Source organism: Mesoterricola sp. JemC181 (assembly GCF_055384585.1).
The window spans coordinates 965,455-979,640 of sequence record NZ_AP045076.1 but is presented as its reverse complement, the minus strand read 5'-3'; the positions used below and the strand labels follow the sequence as shown (position 1 = coordinate 979,640).

Sequence of the window (14,186 nt, the reverse complement as noted above, 5' to 3'; positions counted from 1 at the left end):
CGCCAGAAGAACAGGTAACACCTTGTCCCCCCCCTTCGCCTCGGGTCCAGTTCAGGGCTTGGTGTTGACGAGTCGCTTGGTGCCCCCGTCCTTGAGGGGCCAGTTATGAAAATTGATCAGCAGGCCCACTTCGAAATTTGCAAAGTGGAGGCAGCTATTCAGTTGGGCGAAGTCGGCATCCGAAAACTTCGCAATGGCCTTCGCCTCGACGACCACCTTGTGGTCCACCACGATATCCATGATGTAGGCATTCGCGACGCACAATTCCTTGTAGGTGATGTCGAGGTGAACCTCGCGTAGGGCCTCGTGTCCGGCCAACCTGAGTTCATGGGCGAGGCAAGCCTTGTAGGCATTTTCCAGGAGTCCAGGCCCCAGAACTATCTGCACCCTGATGGCAGCGAGGATGATGGCTTCGGTGATATCTCGATGGGGATAGTTGTCGCCCCAATCTTCGCCCCAATGCCGACCCATGACTTCCTCCTTCGGGTCAGGAGTGCGCTCAATCACGCCGGGACGTTCAGGCCAGAATTCTTTCCTCGGTATCCTCGGCCTCCTCGGCGCCTCGGCGATGGGCTTTTCGACGGGTGCTTCGGCGCATGTAATCTTTGCGCCGACTGATACTTGAGAAAGCCATCGCCGAGGCGCCGAGGAGGCCGAGGATACCGAGGAAAAGAAAAAGGCAGGTTCGCCGTCAACCCTTGGCAGAGGCCGTCCGAATGGCCGCGAGGGCCTGCCGTGCTCGTGTCACCTTGGCGAGGATATCGTTCGCGGACGCGGTCCAAACAAATGGTTTCGGAGCGGCATTGTGTCTCGCGATATAGGTGTGGATCGCTGCTTCGAGTTCCGGGACGGATCTGAAAATACCCCTTCGGATGCGGTTCTCCGTGATGTCTCGGAAAAATCGCTCCACCATGTTCAACCACGATGAACTGGTGGGGGTGAAGTGAACGTGGACCCTCGAATGGCCTTTCAACCAGCTTTTGACCGCCGGATGTTTGTGGGTGGCGTAGTTGTCGCAAATGATGTGCAGAGCGAGTCGCTTCGACGTACCCCGCTCAAGCCGCTTGAGGAACTTCAGCCACTCCTCATGGCGATGACGTGGCATCGTGGCCGAGATCACCGTACCATCCAGCGTGTTCATGGCCGCAAAGAGGGTGGTCGTTCCATTGCGCTTGTAGTCGTGCGTCATGGTGCCGCAGCGACCCTTCTTCATCGGTAGGCCAGGCTGAGTCCGGTCCAGGGCCTGAATCTGGCTCTTCTCATCTACGCTCAGCACGATGGCATGCTCCGGAGGGTCCAGATACAGGGCCACGATGTCCACCAACTTCTCTTCGAAATGAGGATCGTTGCTTAACTTGAAACCAACGGTGCGGTGCGGCTTGAGGCCATTCTGACGCCAAATGCGTCCCACCGTGCTCTCGCTCACCCCGGTGGCCTGCGCCATGGAGGCCCGGCTCCAGTGCGTGGCATTGACGGGCTGTTCCTGCGTCGTCTTATGGAGCACCTCTTGCCCCTTCAAAGCAATCACCCAAGACTTCCGGCCTCGACCTGGGCGTTCCCTCTCGAGGCCATCGAAGCCCGCTTCCTCCCATCGCTTGAGGCATTGCCAAGCAGTCCGATGATCACAGCCCAAAGCCTGGCCGATGTCACGAAAGGACTCGCCAGAAGCTCGATGAAGAACAATCTTGGCCCGCAGGACGCTGCGCGCAGGCAAGGTCCGGCTCCGCGCCATTTCCTCAAGGCGTCTGAATTGCTCCACAGTTAGATCAACTCGCCCCACTTGCGCCAAAGTTCTCACCTGCCGCTTGGATGCGACGAGCTGTATTGGCGTTACAGGTATTTCTGGCGGCCTACACTAGCTAGGTGTGGGCGATTTCCGCCACGACGCAGTTGCCGTTCCCGAGGTACTCCACCCGGTCGAAGGCCTCCCACTTGGCCAGGAGGATGCCCCGCCCGTGGCTGTCGAACATCCGGCCCGGGTTGACGCCCTCGAAGTCCTGCCAGTGAAACCCTTCGCCCATGTCCTGGATCCGGATCCGGGTGGCTGCGGCCAGGCGCGTCAGGGTGACCTCCACCCGCCGCTTGCGGTTCCGGGGAAGCTCCTGGCGGCGCTCGATCTCGCCCGCCCATTCGTGGGAGGCGATGAGCTCGGTCTTCTCCTCGTAGGTGATCCCCAGGTTGCCGTGCTCCACGGCATTGACCAGCAGCTCCAGGATCCCGGTCACGGAGCGCCTGGGATCCGGGCAGGCCTTGGCCAGCAGCGCGGCCAGGTCCCCGCACTGCTCGAGGGTGTGCACGTGGAAGACGCCCCGGCGCACCAGGCCCATGGCGGCGCGGATGCTGTCGAGTTCGGCGTAGAGCTTCTTCCTCGTCTCGAATTCCCGCACCGCCGAGTCCACCACCTGGACCACCATCCGGGGGTCGAGCGGCTTGACCAGGTAGTGCAGCGCGCCGGCCTTCAGCCCCTCCCGGATGTCCCCTTCGCCGTCCAGCGCCGTCTCGAGCACCACGGGGATGTCCTTGAACCCCGGGGTGGCCTTCATCCGCTTGAGGACCTCGAGCCCGTCCATGCGGGGCATGAGGCGGTCCAGGAGCACGGCGGCGAACCCGGAATCGTCGCCCAGGATGTCCAGGGCCGCGAGCCCGTCGCCGGCCAGGGTGATGTCGTAGCCCTCCCGCGCCAGCGTGCCCTTGAGCAGGGACGAGGTGAGGTCGTCGTCTTCCACGATCAGGATCTTCGGACGGGGCATGGAACTCCTCCGGGGAGCGGAGTGGGCGGCCTTGGATGTGGAAGGACCGAGTCGACGCCCATCATCGCAGAGGCTGGCCCCTCCAACGGGGAAAAGGGACCTGTCCGGCAGGACGGCCGCAGGAGCCGCCCCGATCCACGAATCAACACCGTGGACTTCGATCGGTCGGCTAGGCAAAGAACGCGCCGTAGGCGATGATGTCCGGTATTGCACAACCCAGAAGCTGTTGAGGCACTTCGATCAAGGAGTGGCCGGTTCCCAGTCTGACATCCGTTCGGGAGAAACAATGCATCGCAGCCTTCCTCTCCTTTCCGTCCTCCTCTGGGCTCCTCTTCTCGCGGGATCCCAGCCTGAAGTCAAGGCGCCTTCCGCCGCATCCGGATCGACCTATTTCAAGGACCTCTCGGAGACCCGGGGCTTCACCAACGGGATGCCCGTTCACGCGACCCTGACCCCCGACGGCAAGTCGGTCCTTTTCCTGCGCAGCGGCCCCCGGGACACCCGGCTTTGCCTGTTTGAGATGGACCTCGCCACGGGCCGGACCAGGGAATGGCTCAGCCCGGAGACCCTCCTCAAAGGTGCTGCCGAGAAGCTGAGTCCCGAGGAGAAGGCCCGCCGGGAGCGTATGCGGGAGACGCGAAGTGGAATAACGTCCTTCCTGCTTTCCGGGGACGGGAAGCGCGTTCTCCTGGGGCTTTCGGGACGTTCCTACGTGGCCGACCGCGCCACGGGCGAAGTCGTCGAACTCCCCGGGAGCGGGTGGATCGATCCCAGGTTCTCGCCGGACGGAACCCGGGTGGCCGCGGTGCGGGCTGGTGACCTCCATGTGCTGGAGGTGGCCACCGGAACGGATCGTTCCGTGACCACCGGGGCCACCGAAACCCTCACGCGCGGGCTCGCCGAATTCGCCGCGCAGGAGGAACTTGAACGCGAGAGCGGCTACTGGTGGGCCCCCGACTCCAAGCACCTCCTCTTCGAGGAGGCGGATACCTCGGACGTCGAGAGACTCCATTTCCCGAACTTGTCCGATCCTTTCAGTCCTCCAGAGGTTGCCCGCTACCCCAGAGCCGGTAGGAACAATGCCAAGGTCCGCCTGGGCATCGTCGAGGCGACAGGGGGACCGGTCCGTTGGGTGCAGTGGGACTCCGAACGCTATCCCTACCTCGTGCGGGTGAAGTGGGCCGGCAGGGCCCCGCTGACCCTCCAGTTCCTCACACGGGACCAACGGGAAACGACCCTCCTGAAAGTCGATCCCGCCAATGGCGCCACCACGGGCCTGCTGATCGAGAAGGACCCAGCCTGGGTCAGTTTCGAGGGCTTCGGGGAGATTCCCCACTGGTTGCCGGACGGAAGCGCCTTCCTCTGGATCACCGACCGGAACGGCAGCAGGCAGCTGGAGCTTCATGGCGCGAACGGGGCGTTCCAGCGTGCCCTCACGCCTCAAGGATTCGAAGTCACGGGGGTGGAGGATGTGGATCCGTCCTCACGGACGCTGGTCCTGTCCGGGGGGGCAGATGCTCGGGAAAGACACCTCTTCCGCCTGTCCCTGAATGGGGGCACACCCGTCCAGTTGTCCCGCGGAGCGGGTCGCCACACGGGTGCCTTCGCGCAGGATCATGCGGCCTGGATCGACTGTTTCGACCTGATGGACGGGTCCCAGGGCGCGCGGGTCTGTGATGCCATGGGCAGGTCCCTGGCCGAGCTTCCCTCCGTCGCCGAAAAGCCCCCCTTCCTTCCCTCCCTGGAACTGCCCACTGTGGGGGAATCGAGAACCTTCGACGCATACCTGGTCCGCCCGAGGGATTTCAAGCCTGGCCGGAAATACCCGGTGATCCTCCGTGTCTACGCGGGCCCCTCGGCAAAGGTCGTCCGCGCCACGCCCAGGGCCTACATGCATGACCAGTGGCAGGCGGACCAGGGTTTCATCGTGGTGGGCCTGGACGGCAGGGGAACCCCGGGCCATGGAAGGGATTGGGAGCGTGCCATCAAAGGCAACCTCATCGACGCCGCCCTGGAGGACCAGGTTGCCGGGCTCCGGCTGCTGGCCAGGAAATTCCCGGAAATAGATCTGGGCCGGGTGGGGGTCATGGGGGCCTCCTTCGGCGGGTACTTCACGGCCATGGCCACCCTCCGCCGCCCCGACGTGTTCCGGTGCGGCGTCGCCATTTCCGCCGTCACGGACTGGCTGGACTATGACACGGCCTATACGGAGCGGTACCTGGACCTGCCCTCGGCGAACCCGGAGGGCTACGCGGCCAGCAGCGTGATGACGTACGCCGACCAGCTCTCCCGCCCCCTGTTCATCATCCATGGGCTGGCCGATGACAACGTCCTGATCCTCCACAGCCTGAAACTGATGGATGCCCTCTTCCGCGCGGGAAGGCCGTTCGAATTCCTGCCCATGGCCGGGACCCACCTTGCCGGGTCCGAGAACCCGCTGCTGGCGATGCGGGAGGCCGAGAGGATCATGGCATTCCTGAAGCGGAATCTGCTCGATTGACGACCGGACCCCCATGAAGATCCTTTGCGCCTCCGACATCCACCTGGGCCGCCAGCCCAGCATGAAGGCCTTCCCCGGCCGCGCCCTGACCGCCCGGTCCGCCTGGGACTTCGTGGTCGACAGCGCCATCCGGGAGCGAGCGGACCTCCTCGTGCTCGCGGGCGACGTCGTGGAGCGGGACAACCGCTACTTCGAGGCCTGGGCCCCCCTCAAGGCCGGCGTCCTCCGCCTCCTCCAGCACGGCCTCACCATCGCCGCCGTCGCCGGCAACCACGATTCCGAGATCCTCCCCAGGCTCCTCGACGACCTCCGGCGGGACCTGGACCCCGCCCAGACCGCGCGTTTCCTGCTCCTGGGCCGGAAGGACGGGGTCATGGGCGTCTGGACCGAGGCGGCCGTCACCCTCGGCGGGGAATCCCTGCGCCTCGTGGGCTGGTCCTTCCCGGCGCCCCTCCATTCCGCGGACCCCTTCTACGCCTTCCCCGCCGTCCCCGACGACCTCCCGACCCTGGGCATCCTCCACGGCGACCTGGACAGCCCCCGGAGCCCCTACGCCCCCTTCACGTCCGCCGCCCTGCGTTCCCGGCGCATCGACCGGTGGGTCCTGGGCCACATCCACGCCCCCAGCGCCCGGGACAAGGCCCCCTTCTACTGCGGCTCCCCGATCCCCCTCCGGGCCAGCGAGACCGGCGCCCACGGCTGCTGGACCCTGACCCTTGCCGGCGGCGCCTTCTCCAGTCCCGTCCTCGTGCCGGCCCCCATCCGCATCGAGGCGCTGGAGGTCGCCCTCACCCGGGACGACGCCAGCGAGACCGCGGTGCAGTCCGCCATCCTGCAGGGCATGCGCGAACGCATCGGGCGCTGCCGGGAAGCCGATCCGCGCCTGGAAGGGGTGCTCTTCCGGGTGCGCCTGACGGGGGAATCCGACGCCCCCGCCCCGCGCGCGCCCGAGGAGTTCACCACCACCCTCGACGGTGTCCAGGCCGCCATCCATGGCGACGTGGAGAACCTCGTGCGGCGCCCGGCGAGCCTCGAGGCCTGGCTCACGGACAAGGGCGCCCGGGGCATCCTGGCGCGCCTGATCCAGGACCTGGACAAGGGAAGCGTCCCTCCCGGCGAATGGGGCGGCCTCCTCGACGAGGTCCTCCAGCTCGAACGGGAAAGCCGGTCCTCCGGGGCCTACCACGGCCTGGACGCCCGCTGGATGGACGAGACCACCGCCGCCCCGGACTGGCACCTCGCCCTGCTCCAGCGCGTCTGCCTGCGCCTGTTCAACGGGATGATCCCCGCGGAGACCCCCCATGCCTAGCTTCCGCTTCGAACGGGTGGACCTGGACGCCTTCCGGGGATTCGCGGGGATGGGCTTCACGGTGGAGCGCCTCGCCCCGGGCATCGTGGTCGTCCACGGCCCCAATGGCGCCGGGAAGAGCTCCCTGCTCCAGGCCATGGAGCTCCTCCTGTGGGACCAGGCCAAGGCCCCGGAAGGCACCATCCTGCATGCCCAGGTGCGCCTGGGGGACCTGTCGCAGGAGCGGAGCCGCCTCCAGGACCGCCTGGTCGCCAAGGCCGGCGCCCTGCCCGCGCAGCCCTCCCCCTGGACCGGGGCCTCCACCCGCGAGCGCTACCGCCTGTCCCTGTCCGACCTCCTCCAGAGCAGGGAGGCCAACCAGGCCTTCGGCGAGCAGCTGCGCCAGGAGATGCAGGGCGGCGTGGACTTCCAGAAGCACCGCGCCGACCTCAAGCCCCTGGCCGCCTTCTCCCGCAGGGCCGGCGCCACCGAGGCCTTCGAGCAGGCCAGGGCGGCCCTCCAAGAGAAATCCAGGGAACAGGGGGCCCAGGAATCGCTGGAAGAGGAGATCCGGGCCCTGGAGGCGGAGGCCGCCACCCTGGACGCGCACGCGGACCGGGAACGCGCCCTGGCCGCCCTCGACCAGGCCCTGGAATCCCTGGAGACCCTCCTGGCCCAGGATGCCGCCCTCGAGCCGTTCCAGGCCCGCGAAACCCTCCTCGCCGGCCTCCGGGAGCCGGACGAGACCGCCTTCCGGGACCTGCGCGCCTCCCGCGACGCGGCCGCCACCCAGGTCGCCAGCCTCCAGGACCAGTTGGAGAAGGTGGACGGCGGCCTCGCCCCTCTCGACCTGCCCCCCGGCCTCCGGAAGGACCACGCCGAGGCCGCCCGGAACCTCGCCGGCGCCCTCAAGGATGCGCAGACGGAAGCCAGGGACCGCGGCCGGGCCCACCGCGAGGCCGCAGCCGCCCTGGACGACTGGCGGCAGGCCAACCCCTGGCTGGGCGCCCCGGTGGACCAGCTCCCGTCCCTCTCCCCGGACGTCCTGGAGCGCACCCGGGCGTTGGCCCGGAAGTTCGAGCGGAGCCAGAGCCTGCTCCATGCCCTGGACCAGGTCGCCTCCACCCTCGGCCCGGAGGAGACGGCCCTGTCCGCCGGAACCCTCGCCTCCGCCACCCTGATCCTGGAGCAGTGGCAGGACAAGCGCGCCACCCTGGAGGCCCTGGCCAGGCTCCCGGACGGCAAGGGACGCTGGGGCGCCTTCGCCTGGGCCCTCATGGCGGCCGGGCTGCTGGCCGGCGCCGCGGCCCTCGTCCTCGCCCGGGGCGCCCCGCCCCAGGTCCTTTCGATCGCCGCGGCCCTGCTCCTTCTCGCCCTCGCTGCCATCGGCCTCCGGACCCCGGCCTCCCAGGCCGAGAACCCGGACGCCCTCCGGCAGGGCCTGGCGACCCTGCAGGACCAGTACCTCGCCCTCGGCCTGCCCGGCCTGACCCCCGCGGCCTGGGCCCCGGCGGACATCGCCGTGCTCGCCCGGAAGGTCCGGGACGAGGCGGCCAAGGGGACGGGACTCGCGAAGCTGAACCTGACCCGCAACCAGGTCCGCGCGAACGCCGAAACGGAGCGGGGAACCTGGAAGGCCCTTCTCGCCGAGGCGGGTGACCTGGCCCGCCAGCTCAACCTGCACCCCGAACCGACCGACGCCTTCGGGGGCTACCTGGAGATCCTCGCCCGGCGACTCGAGCAGGGCCTGGCCCTCCGCGGAACGGTGGCGACGGCCGGAGAGCTGGAAGCCGAGGCTTCCCGGCAGCTCGCGTCCCTCCTGGCCAAGGCCGCCACCCTGCTCGAGGCCTTCCGCCGCACCCCCGGCCCGGATCCCGCGGCCGCGCTGGCGGTCCTCGCGGACGACCTGGACACCGCCCTGCGTCTGCACGGCGAACGCCTCACCCTCGAGAAGGCGCTGGACGCCTTGGGGCGTAGCTCCCCCCAGGCGGACCTGGACGCCTTCCTCGCCGCCCGAGGCCTGGCCGAGCACACCTTCCAGGAGGCCTGGGACACCCGCCGGCTCTGGCACCCCCTCATGACGGCCCGCCTGGGGCAGCTCAGCCTCGTGGAGACCCTCTTCAAGCGCGATGGACACTGGACGCCGGAATTCCAGGCCATCGCCGACCGGCGGGAAGCCCCCCTCGCCGACCGCAGGGACCGCCTCGCCCGGGCCCGCGCCCAGGTCCGGACCGACCTTGCGGCCGCCCGCGAGACCCTCCGGAAGATCGCCGCGGCCCGCGAAGCCGCCCTCCTCAAACAGGCCACCCTGACGCGCCTCACGGGCGAAACCACCCTGGCCGCCCTCATCCTCGCCCGGGACCAGGCCGCCCAGAGACTCGAGGATCAGCGGATCAGGGACCTCGAAGGACGGACCCTGGCCAGGCTCATCGACCGCCTGGAAGAGCGCGGCGCCGACGAGGACCTCAAACCCCAGCTGCGCCGGGCCTCGGACCTCTTCCAGGCCTTCACCGGGCACCGCTATGCGCTGCGGTTCGAGAACGCCGCGTTCGTGGCCCGGGAGGGCGACCGCACCCGCACCCTCGACCAGCTCTCCGAAGGCACCCGCCTCCAGCTGCTGATGGCCGTGCGCCTGGCCTACGTCGAACACCAGGAGGGTCCGGACGGCATTCAGCTGCCCCTCTTCCTGGACGAGGTCCTGGCCAATTCCGACGACACCCGCGCCCAGGCCATCCTCGAAGCCATCCAGGTGATGGCCGGCACCGGCCGGCAGATCTTCTACTTCACCGCCCAGCAGGACGAGGTCGCCAAGTGGCGGCACCTCGGGCCCCGAGGCATCCAGATCCTCGATCTGGCCGAGGTGCGCAACCTCGGGGCGCGCCGTCTGGCCCCCCTTCCCGCCGTGGACCTCACCCGGCCGCCCATTCCCGACCCCGGGGAGGACAGCCTGCTGGGCTACGCCAGGCGCCTGGGCGCCGCGGGCCCATCCCTGTGGACGCCACTCAGTCAGCAGCACGCCTGGCTGGCCTTCGCGGAGGGCCAGCAGCGGTCCCTGCATCTTCTGCTCCAGGGCGGGTTCGAGACCGTCGGGCAGGTCAGGAACTTCCTGGGCACCCCAATCACGCCGGAGAAGGTCGCCCTCCTGACGACGATCGAGATCCTGGAACAGGCCCAGGCTGCCCTCCAGGCGGCCCGCCCCAGGCCACTGTCCCCTGCGATCATCGAAGCCGCGGAGATCCCGAGGTTCGGCGACATGGCCGGCGTGGCCGCCGTCTTCAGGGAATGCGGGAACGACCCCCGGGCCCTTCTGGACAGCGTCATTCCGGGCGTCGGCCCGGCCCGGAAGGAAAGCCTCAGGGACTGGCTGCAGAAGGGCGGCTACCTTGTCGACGCCGAGGAACCTGCGGAGGAGATCCTGGCCCGGTTGAAGGGTCGGTACGCCTCCCGCCTGGGCCTGGAGGAGAGGGGCTGGAGCGCCGTGGAACGGTTCCTTCTTGCGCAATCCCCGCACCGGGAGGCCGGGGCTCCTTGACCCGATCCTCATCTTCCCTGTCTGGAAGGCGATTGGGGCTCCGGACCTTCTGCCGTCGCGGTCCCGCCGAAGCTGTCCGCCGGGTGCCCTGGGCGGAATCCGGGGCGATCAGAATGCGAGGTGGACGCGGAGGGCAGAAAGCGTCACGGGCCCCCGGTCGGCGTTGTAGCCCGGGTTCCAGCACCGCTGAAGGTCCAGGCTGGCGGTGCAGTGCGTGCCCATGGCAAGGGCGTAGGTCGCCTCGGCGATGCGCTCCGGGTTGTAGGTGAGCCGGCCATCGCCCAGCAGGAACCCGAGTCCGCCCGCAGCAAGGTAGGCGCGGTGGTCCGGACTCAGCCCATTCTGGACAAAGGCCAACCCGAAGCGGTCCCGGGGGCGGCCCCAGCAGGTGCCCCTCTGGGAAAGCCCGGCGGAGAGGGATCGGTCCGCCTCCGTGAAGGCCCAGGACTCGGTGCGGCCATCCGACCAGCTCCAGCGGGCGAAGCAGCCTACGTCGGAAGTGACGGCCTGTTCGGCGTTGAGACCCCAGCCCCGTTTCCTCCGGCCATTTGCCCGGGTTGCGGTGATGTCCGGGGGGTTGGCCTCGGCCAGGCTCATCCGGTAGTCCCCCATGTGGGCGGTGTTCCGGAAGACCATCCCCCGAAGGGCTCCGGGAAGGCCGCCGAGGGTGTGGTCGTGCTCCACCTCCATGGCATCGCCGTGGGCACGCGCAAGGGCGTGGTCCATCTCCAATTGATTGGCCTCCAGGGGTTCGGCGAAGCGGCCATAGCGGACCGCCCACGCGTCCCAGAACAGTTCCACCGCACCGCCCCAGGTGTAGCCACGGGTGTCGGCGGGGTAGTCCCAGGCCCCATGGCCCATGAGGGTCCAGTTCAGGAACTGGGTGCGGGGGTCATGGGCGTAGGTGTTGTTGTCGAAAAGATCCATGACGCTTACCTTGCCGGCGTGCAGCACCAGACGGCGGGAAGAGCGGGAGCCGGGAAGCTGGTGGGCGTCGTCCTCCACCTCCTGAGGCTCCCCACCCAGGTCGAGGGTCTGGCGCACCAGGAAGCGGGCCACGGAGGCCCGGAACTGGGGGTTGCCGACCCGGTAGGTTTCGCCGTTGGGGGCCCCGGCCATGCCCAGGACACTGCTGACCCCCTTTCCGGCGGCACCTTCCACGTCCAGATAGAGCTCGGTGCCCTTGAGAGGCCGCCAGCCGGTCATGAGGGTGGTGGTGAAGGACGTGGCCCATTCCCGCCCCGGGCGGAGGGAATTGGGGCCCCGGTAGGGGGAAGGGAAGTCCCCATGGGTCTGGGTGACGGCGGTGGCCTGGGCATGAACCTGCCAGGCACCGGGGTCCCCGGCGATCAATCCGGGCAGCGAACAGCAGAGGGCGAACAGGAACTTCATGGGCGCTTCCGTGATCTGGGATCAGCTCCCGCGTGGAGCCGATGGAATGGGCGGTGCTGCAACCGGGCCCAGGGCCGCGGGGGTTCCGCGATCGAAGGGCAGCTCAGAATCGCAATTTCCCTTCCGGAGTCCAACACGTCAGCCTAGCCCGCGTCTCCTCGGGCCGGCCAGTTAAGATTCCGTCAAGGATCCAGGTCAAACCCCTGCGCTTGGCGAACTCGATGCGGTACGAGATCGTGGGAACTTCATTTTCGATTCTGAAAGCGCGCGATGCCCCGAACCGCCATCCTCTGCTTCTGCCTGCTCGCCTTGGCGTGCAGGTCCCCGCTTGCCACCTTGAAGGCCGTGGAGGGCGGTCCATCCATCCGCCTGGCAAGGGTCTCGGTGGAAGATCACAGCCGCCAGCTCAAGCGCCTGAAGCGGCAGGGGCCCGAGGAGGCCAACACTCCGGAGGCACGGCGCAAGGCGCTGGACGACCACGGCCTGTGGCTGGAATCGACCTTCCGGGAGGAAGCTGCGGCGTGCGGCATCGCGGTCCGGCCGGACGCGCCCTATCGCCTGGAACTCGTCGTGACCGACCTGGGCGAGATCCGCACCACGTACATCCTCTACGGCATCGCCTCCGGAGTGGCCTGGGGAGTCGGCACGGGCCTGCTGGTGCACAACACCCGCCTGGCCGTGGGGCTCGGCGGTTACGAGCTGCTGGAGGAAAGCGCCTTCTGGATCGGAGGGAGCGCCCTGTTCGGTTCCTTCTCCGCGCCGGCCGTGCTCGAAGCCAGGCTCTTTGCCCCGGGTGACGTGAAGCCCTTCTGGACGGAAACCTACTACGTGCTATCCGGACGATCCCTGATCCGGGAACTGCCCGAGCCGGCAAGGGCCGACCGCGCCATCCAGCTCAGGGCTTCCCTCCAGAAGGCGATCCTGAAGCTGCTGGAGGATCTCGAAGCCATCCCGGGATTTCCCGCCCGCACCCGGGACCACCTGACCGGCGGACCCGCTTCATTCATCAGGCAGGCCCTGGTTCCGGAAAAGCCCCCGGCGCAACCACCCGCACCTTGACCGGCCGGACGTGGCAGGGCCAGGGCCCGCCCTGGACCGCCATCAGCAGGGGAGGCAAAGGATGCGACCGGGAGGTTCCGGAGCTTGTACTGGAGGGTCGCCGGGTCCCCATGATCCGCGAGGGTCGGGAACCCCTGCCGGACCGGGTCCCATCCACGGTGGCCGCGCAGGAACAGGAAGGCCCCCGGAACCGGCGGGGGCCTTTTCCTCCTGGAACTGGCGGAGAGTGGGGGATTCGAACCCCCGATAGGCTTTGGACCTATACACGATTTCCAGTCGTGCTCCTTAAACCACTCGGACAACTCTCCTGCGGTGTTTCCCTACTTGCGCGGGACTTGACAGGCTAACACGGGGACCGCCCTGGGCCAACCCTGGAATGTGGAGGGGAGGCCTCCGGACGGGCGCAATAATTATTTTATCCATACTTTTCCCAGTCCCGAGCCTCCCCTGGCCTCCATGTTCCCTGGCCGCAGGGGGAAGTGCGGTATGCTCTCGTGAACGCAATACGCCGGGAGGTAGTGTGGCCAAGCTCGATCTGGTCATGTTCGAGGAAGAGTACAAGCAGCTCCAGGAGATCATCGGCCGCCTCCAGGTGGACTCCAGCAGCAAGGTCGTCTTCCTCGTCGACAAGAATGGACAGCAGATCGCCGCCAGCGGCGATGTGCGGAGCATCGACGCCACCAGCCTCGCCTCCCTCACCGCCGGCAACGTCGCCGCCACGGACGGCCTCGCCAAGTTGATCGGGGAAAAGGAGTTCAGCCTGCTCTTCCACGAGGGGGAGAAGGACAACCTGCACATCTCCATCGTGGGCAAGCGCGGCATCCTGGTCGTCATCTTCGACCAGTCCTCGAGCCTCGCCCTGGTCCGCCTGCGGGTCAAGAAGTCCAGCCGGGAGCTGGCCGAGATCTTCGAGAAGGTCGAACAGCGCGCCCAGGCCACAGCCGATGAATCCTCCAATTTCGAAAGCCCCTTCTCCGAGATCACGGATGAGGACATTGATAAACTGTTCGGCGACTGAGCCAGGCCCCCTCGGACACCCACGATGACATTCATCAATTACGCATCCAGAGAGATCAACTGCAAGATCGTGTACTACGGTCCCGGTCTCTGTGGCAAGACGACGAACATCCAGTGGATCCACGAGCAGGCCAACCCCGAGAAGCGGGGCAAGCTCGTCAGCCTGGCCACGGAGACCGACCGGACCCTCTTCTTCGACTTCCTGCCCCTGGACATGGGGATGGTCAAGGGCTTCAAGGTCCGCTTCCACCTCTACACCGTGCCCGGCCAGGTCTTCTACGACGCGTCCCGCAAGCTCATCCTGCGGGGCTGCGACGGCGTGATCTTCGTCGCCGACAGCCAGAGGCCGCGCCTGGAGGCCAACATCGAGTCCATTGCCAACCTCGCCACCAACCTCAAGGACAACGGCTTCGACATCCGCACCATCCCCTACGTCCTCCAGCTCAACAAGCGGGACATGCCCACCGCCGCCCCCCTGGGGGAGATGGAGGACCTCCTTCGCTTCCGCAACGAGCCCATGATCGAGGCCGTGGCCAGCAGGGGCCAGGGCGTGATCGAGACCCTGAAGGCCTGCGCGAGGCAGATCCTCATGGAGCTACAGAGGAGTTGATTCCTGGCTGGGATTCTGTAAAATATAATTTCACGCTT

General features: G+C 67.5%; 10 protein-coding genes and 1 tRNA gene. 6 read left to right on the top strand and 5 right to left on the bottom strand.

The annotated features are described in order from the left end of the window. Window positions 1–51: 51 nt before the first annotated feature. From ACZ5MC_RS04425 to ACZ5MC_RS04415, 3 genes are all read right to left on the bottom strand, one after another. Window positions 52–471, bottom strand: coding sequence for a GxxExxY protein (locus ACZ5MC_RS04425; protein ID WP_464517118.1), 420 nt, complete (start codon window positions 469–471; stop codon window positions 52–54). A gap of 220 nt (window positions 472–691) precedes the next feature. Then, the gene (locus ACZ5MC_RS04420; RefSeq protein ID WP_306597910.1) at window positions 692–1,732 is read right to left on the bottom strand and encodes an IS630 family transposase; all 1,041 of its coding nucleotides are present in this window, start codon (window positions 1,730–1,732) and stop codon (window positions 692–694) included. 127 nt (window positions 1,733–1,859) lie between these two features. After that, window positions 1,860–2,750, bottom strand: a complete 891-nt coding sequence (locus tag ACZ5MC_RS04415) for a response regulator (protein WP_306599094.1) — start codon at window positions 2,748–2,750, stop codon at window positions 1,860–1,862. A 286-nt stretch (window positions 2,751–3,036) separates the two neighbouring features. On the opposite strand from ACZ5MC_RS04415, the gene ACZ5MC_RS04410 reads away from it, so the two are divergent. Genes ACZ5MC_RS04410 through ACZ5MC_RS04400 form a run of 3 tightly spaced genes read left to right on the top strand, consistent with a single transcriptional unit; the run spans window position 3,037 to window position 10,070 of the window. After that, complete coding sequence (locus tag ACZ5MC_RS04410; protein ID WP_464517117.1) at window positions 3,037–5,250, top strand: DPP IV N-terminal domain-containing protein; 2,214 nt, start codon at window positions 3,037–3,039, stop codon at window positions 5,248–5,250. A gap of 13 nt (window positions 5,251–5,263) precedes the next feature. Then, on the top strand, window positions 5,264–6,559 hold the full coding sequence (locus tag ACZ5MC_RS04405) for a metallophosphoesterase family protein (protein ID WP_464517116.1): 1,296 nt from the start codon (window positions 5,264–5,266) through the stop codon (window positions 6,557–6,559). Beyond that, window positions 6,552–10,070: an AAA family ATPase gene (locus ACZ5MC_RS04400; RefSeq protein ID WP_464517115.1), complete on the top strand. Its 3,519-nt coding sequence runs from the start codon at window positions 6,552–6,554 to the stop codon at window positions 10,068–10,070. The genes ACZ5MC_RS04405 and ACZ5MC_RS04400 overlap by 8 nt, the downstream gene beginning before the upstream one ends. Window positions 10,071–10,178: 108 nt before the next feature. Here ACZ5MC_RS04400 and ACZ5MC_RS04395 read toward each other — a convergent pair whose 3' ends face one another. Next, a complete protein-coding gene (locus ACZ5MC_RS04395) occupies window positions 10,179–11,462 on the bottom strand; it encodes a carbohydrate porin (RefSeq protein WP_464517114.1) in 1,284 nt (427 codons plus the stop codon). Window positions 11,463–11,732: 270 nt separating this feature from the next. Between ACZ5MC_RS04395 and ACZ5MC_RS04390 the strand changes: the two genes are divergently transcribed. Further along, window positions 11,733–12,521, top strand: coding sequence for a hypothetical protein (locus ACZ5MC_RS04390; RefSeq protein WP_306599090.1), 789 nt, complete (start codon window positions 11,733–11,735; stop codon window positions 12,519–12,521). Between the two features lie 217 nt (window positions 12,522–12,738). Here the strand turns inward: ACZ5MC_RS04390 and ACZ5MC_RS04385 are convergent. Next, a tRNA-Ser gene (locus ACZ5MC_RS04385) sits at window positions 12,739–12,829 on the bottom strand. Window positions 12,830–13,041: 212 nt separating this feature from the next. Here ACZ5MC_RS04385 and ACZ5MC_RS04380 point away from each other — a divergent pair. Then, entirely contained in the window at window positions 13,042–13,539 is a 498-nt protein-coding gene (locus tag ACZ5MC_RS04380; protein WP_306599089.1) for a roadblock/LC7 domain-containing protein, read from the top strand. Between the two features lie 24 nt (window positions 13,540–13,563). Further along, entirely contained in the window at window positions 13,564–14,148 is a 585-nt protein-coding gene (locus ACZ5MC_RS04375) for a GTP-binding protein (RefSeq protein WP_306599088.1), read from the top strand. The last annotated feature ends 38 nt before the right edge of the window (window positions 14,149–14,186 follow it).

Bases quoted from the DNA above. Each gene is read 5' to 3' on its own strand.
- ACZ5MC_RS04425 (WP_464517118.1), bottom strand. From the start codon at position 471: ATGGGTCGGCATTGGGGCGAAGATTGGGGCGACAACTATCCCCATCGA.
- ACZ5MC_RS04420 (WP_306597910.1), bottom strand. From the start codon at position 1,732: ATGGCGCGGAGCCGGACCTTGCCTGCGCGCAGCGTCCTGCGGGCCAAG.
- ACZ5MC_RS04415 (WP_306599094.1), bottom strand. From the start codon at position 2,750: ATGCCCCGTCCGAAGATCCTGATCGTGGAAGACGACGACCTCACCTCG.
- ACZ5MC_RS04410 (WP_464517117.1), top strand. From the start codon at position 3,037: ATGCATCGCAGCCTTCCTCTCCTTTCCGTCCTCCTCTGGGCTCCTCTT.
- ACZ5MC_RS04405 (WP_464517116.1), top strand. From the start codon at position 5,264: ATGAAGATCCTTTGCGCCTCCGACATCCACCTGGGCCGCCAGCCCAGC.
- ACZ5MC_RS04400 (WP_464517115.1), top strand. From the start codon at position 6,552: ATGCCTAGCTTCCGCTTCGAACGGGTGGACCTGGACGCCTTCCGGGGA.
- ACZ5MC_RS04395 (WP_464517114.1), bottom strand. From the start codon at position 11,462: ATGAAGTTCCTGTTCGCCCTCTGCTGTTCGCTGCCCGGATTGATCGCC.
- ACZ5MC_RS04390 (WP_306599090.1), top strand. From the start codon at position 11,733: ATGCCCCGAACCGCCATCCTCTGCTTCTGCCTGCTCGCCTTGGCGTGC.
- ACZ5MC_RS04375 (WP_306599088.1), top strand. From the start codon at position 13,564: ATGACATTCATCAATTACGCATCCAGAGAGATCAACTGCAAGATCGTG.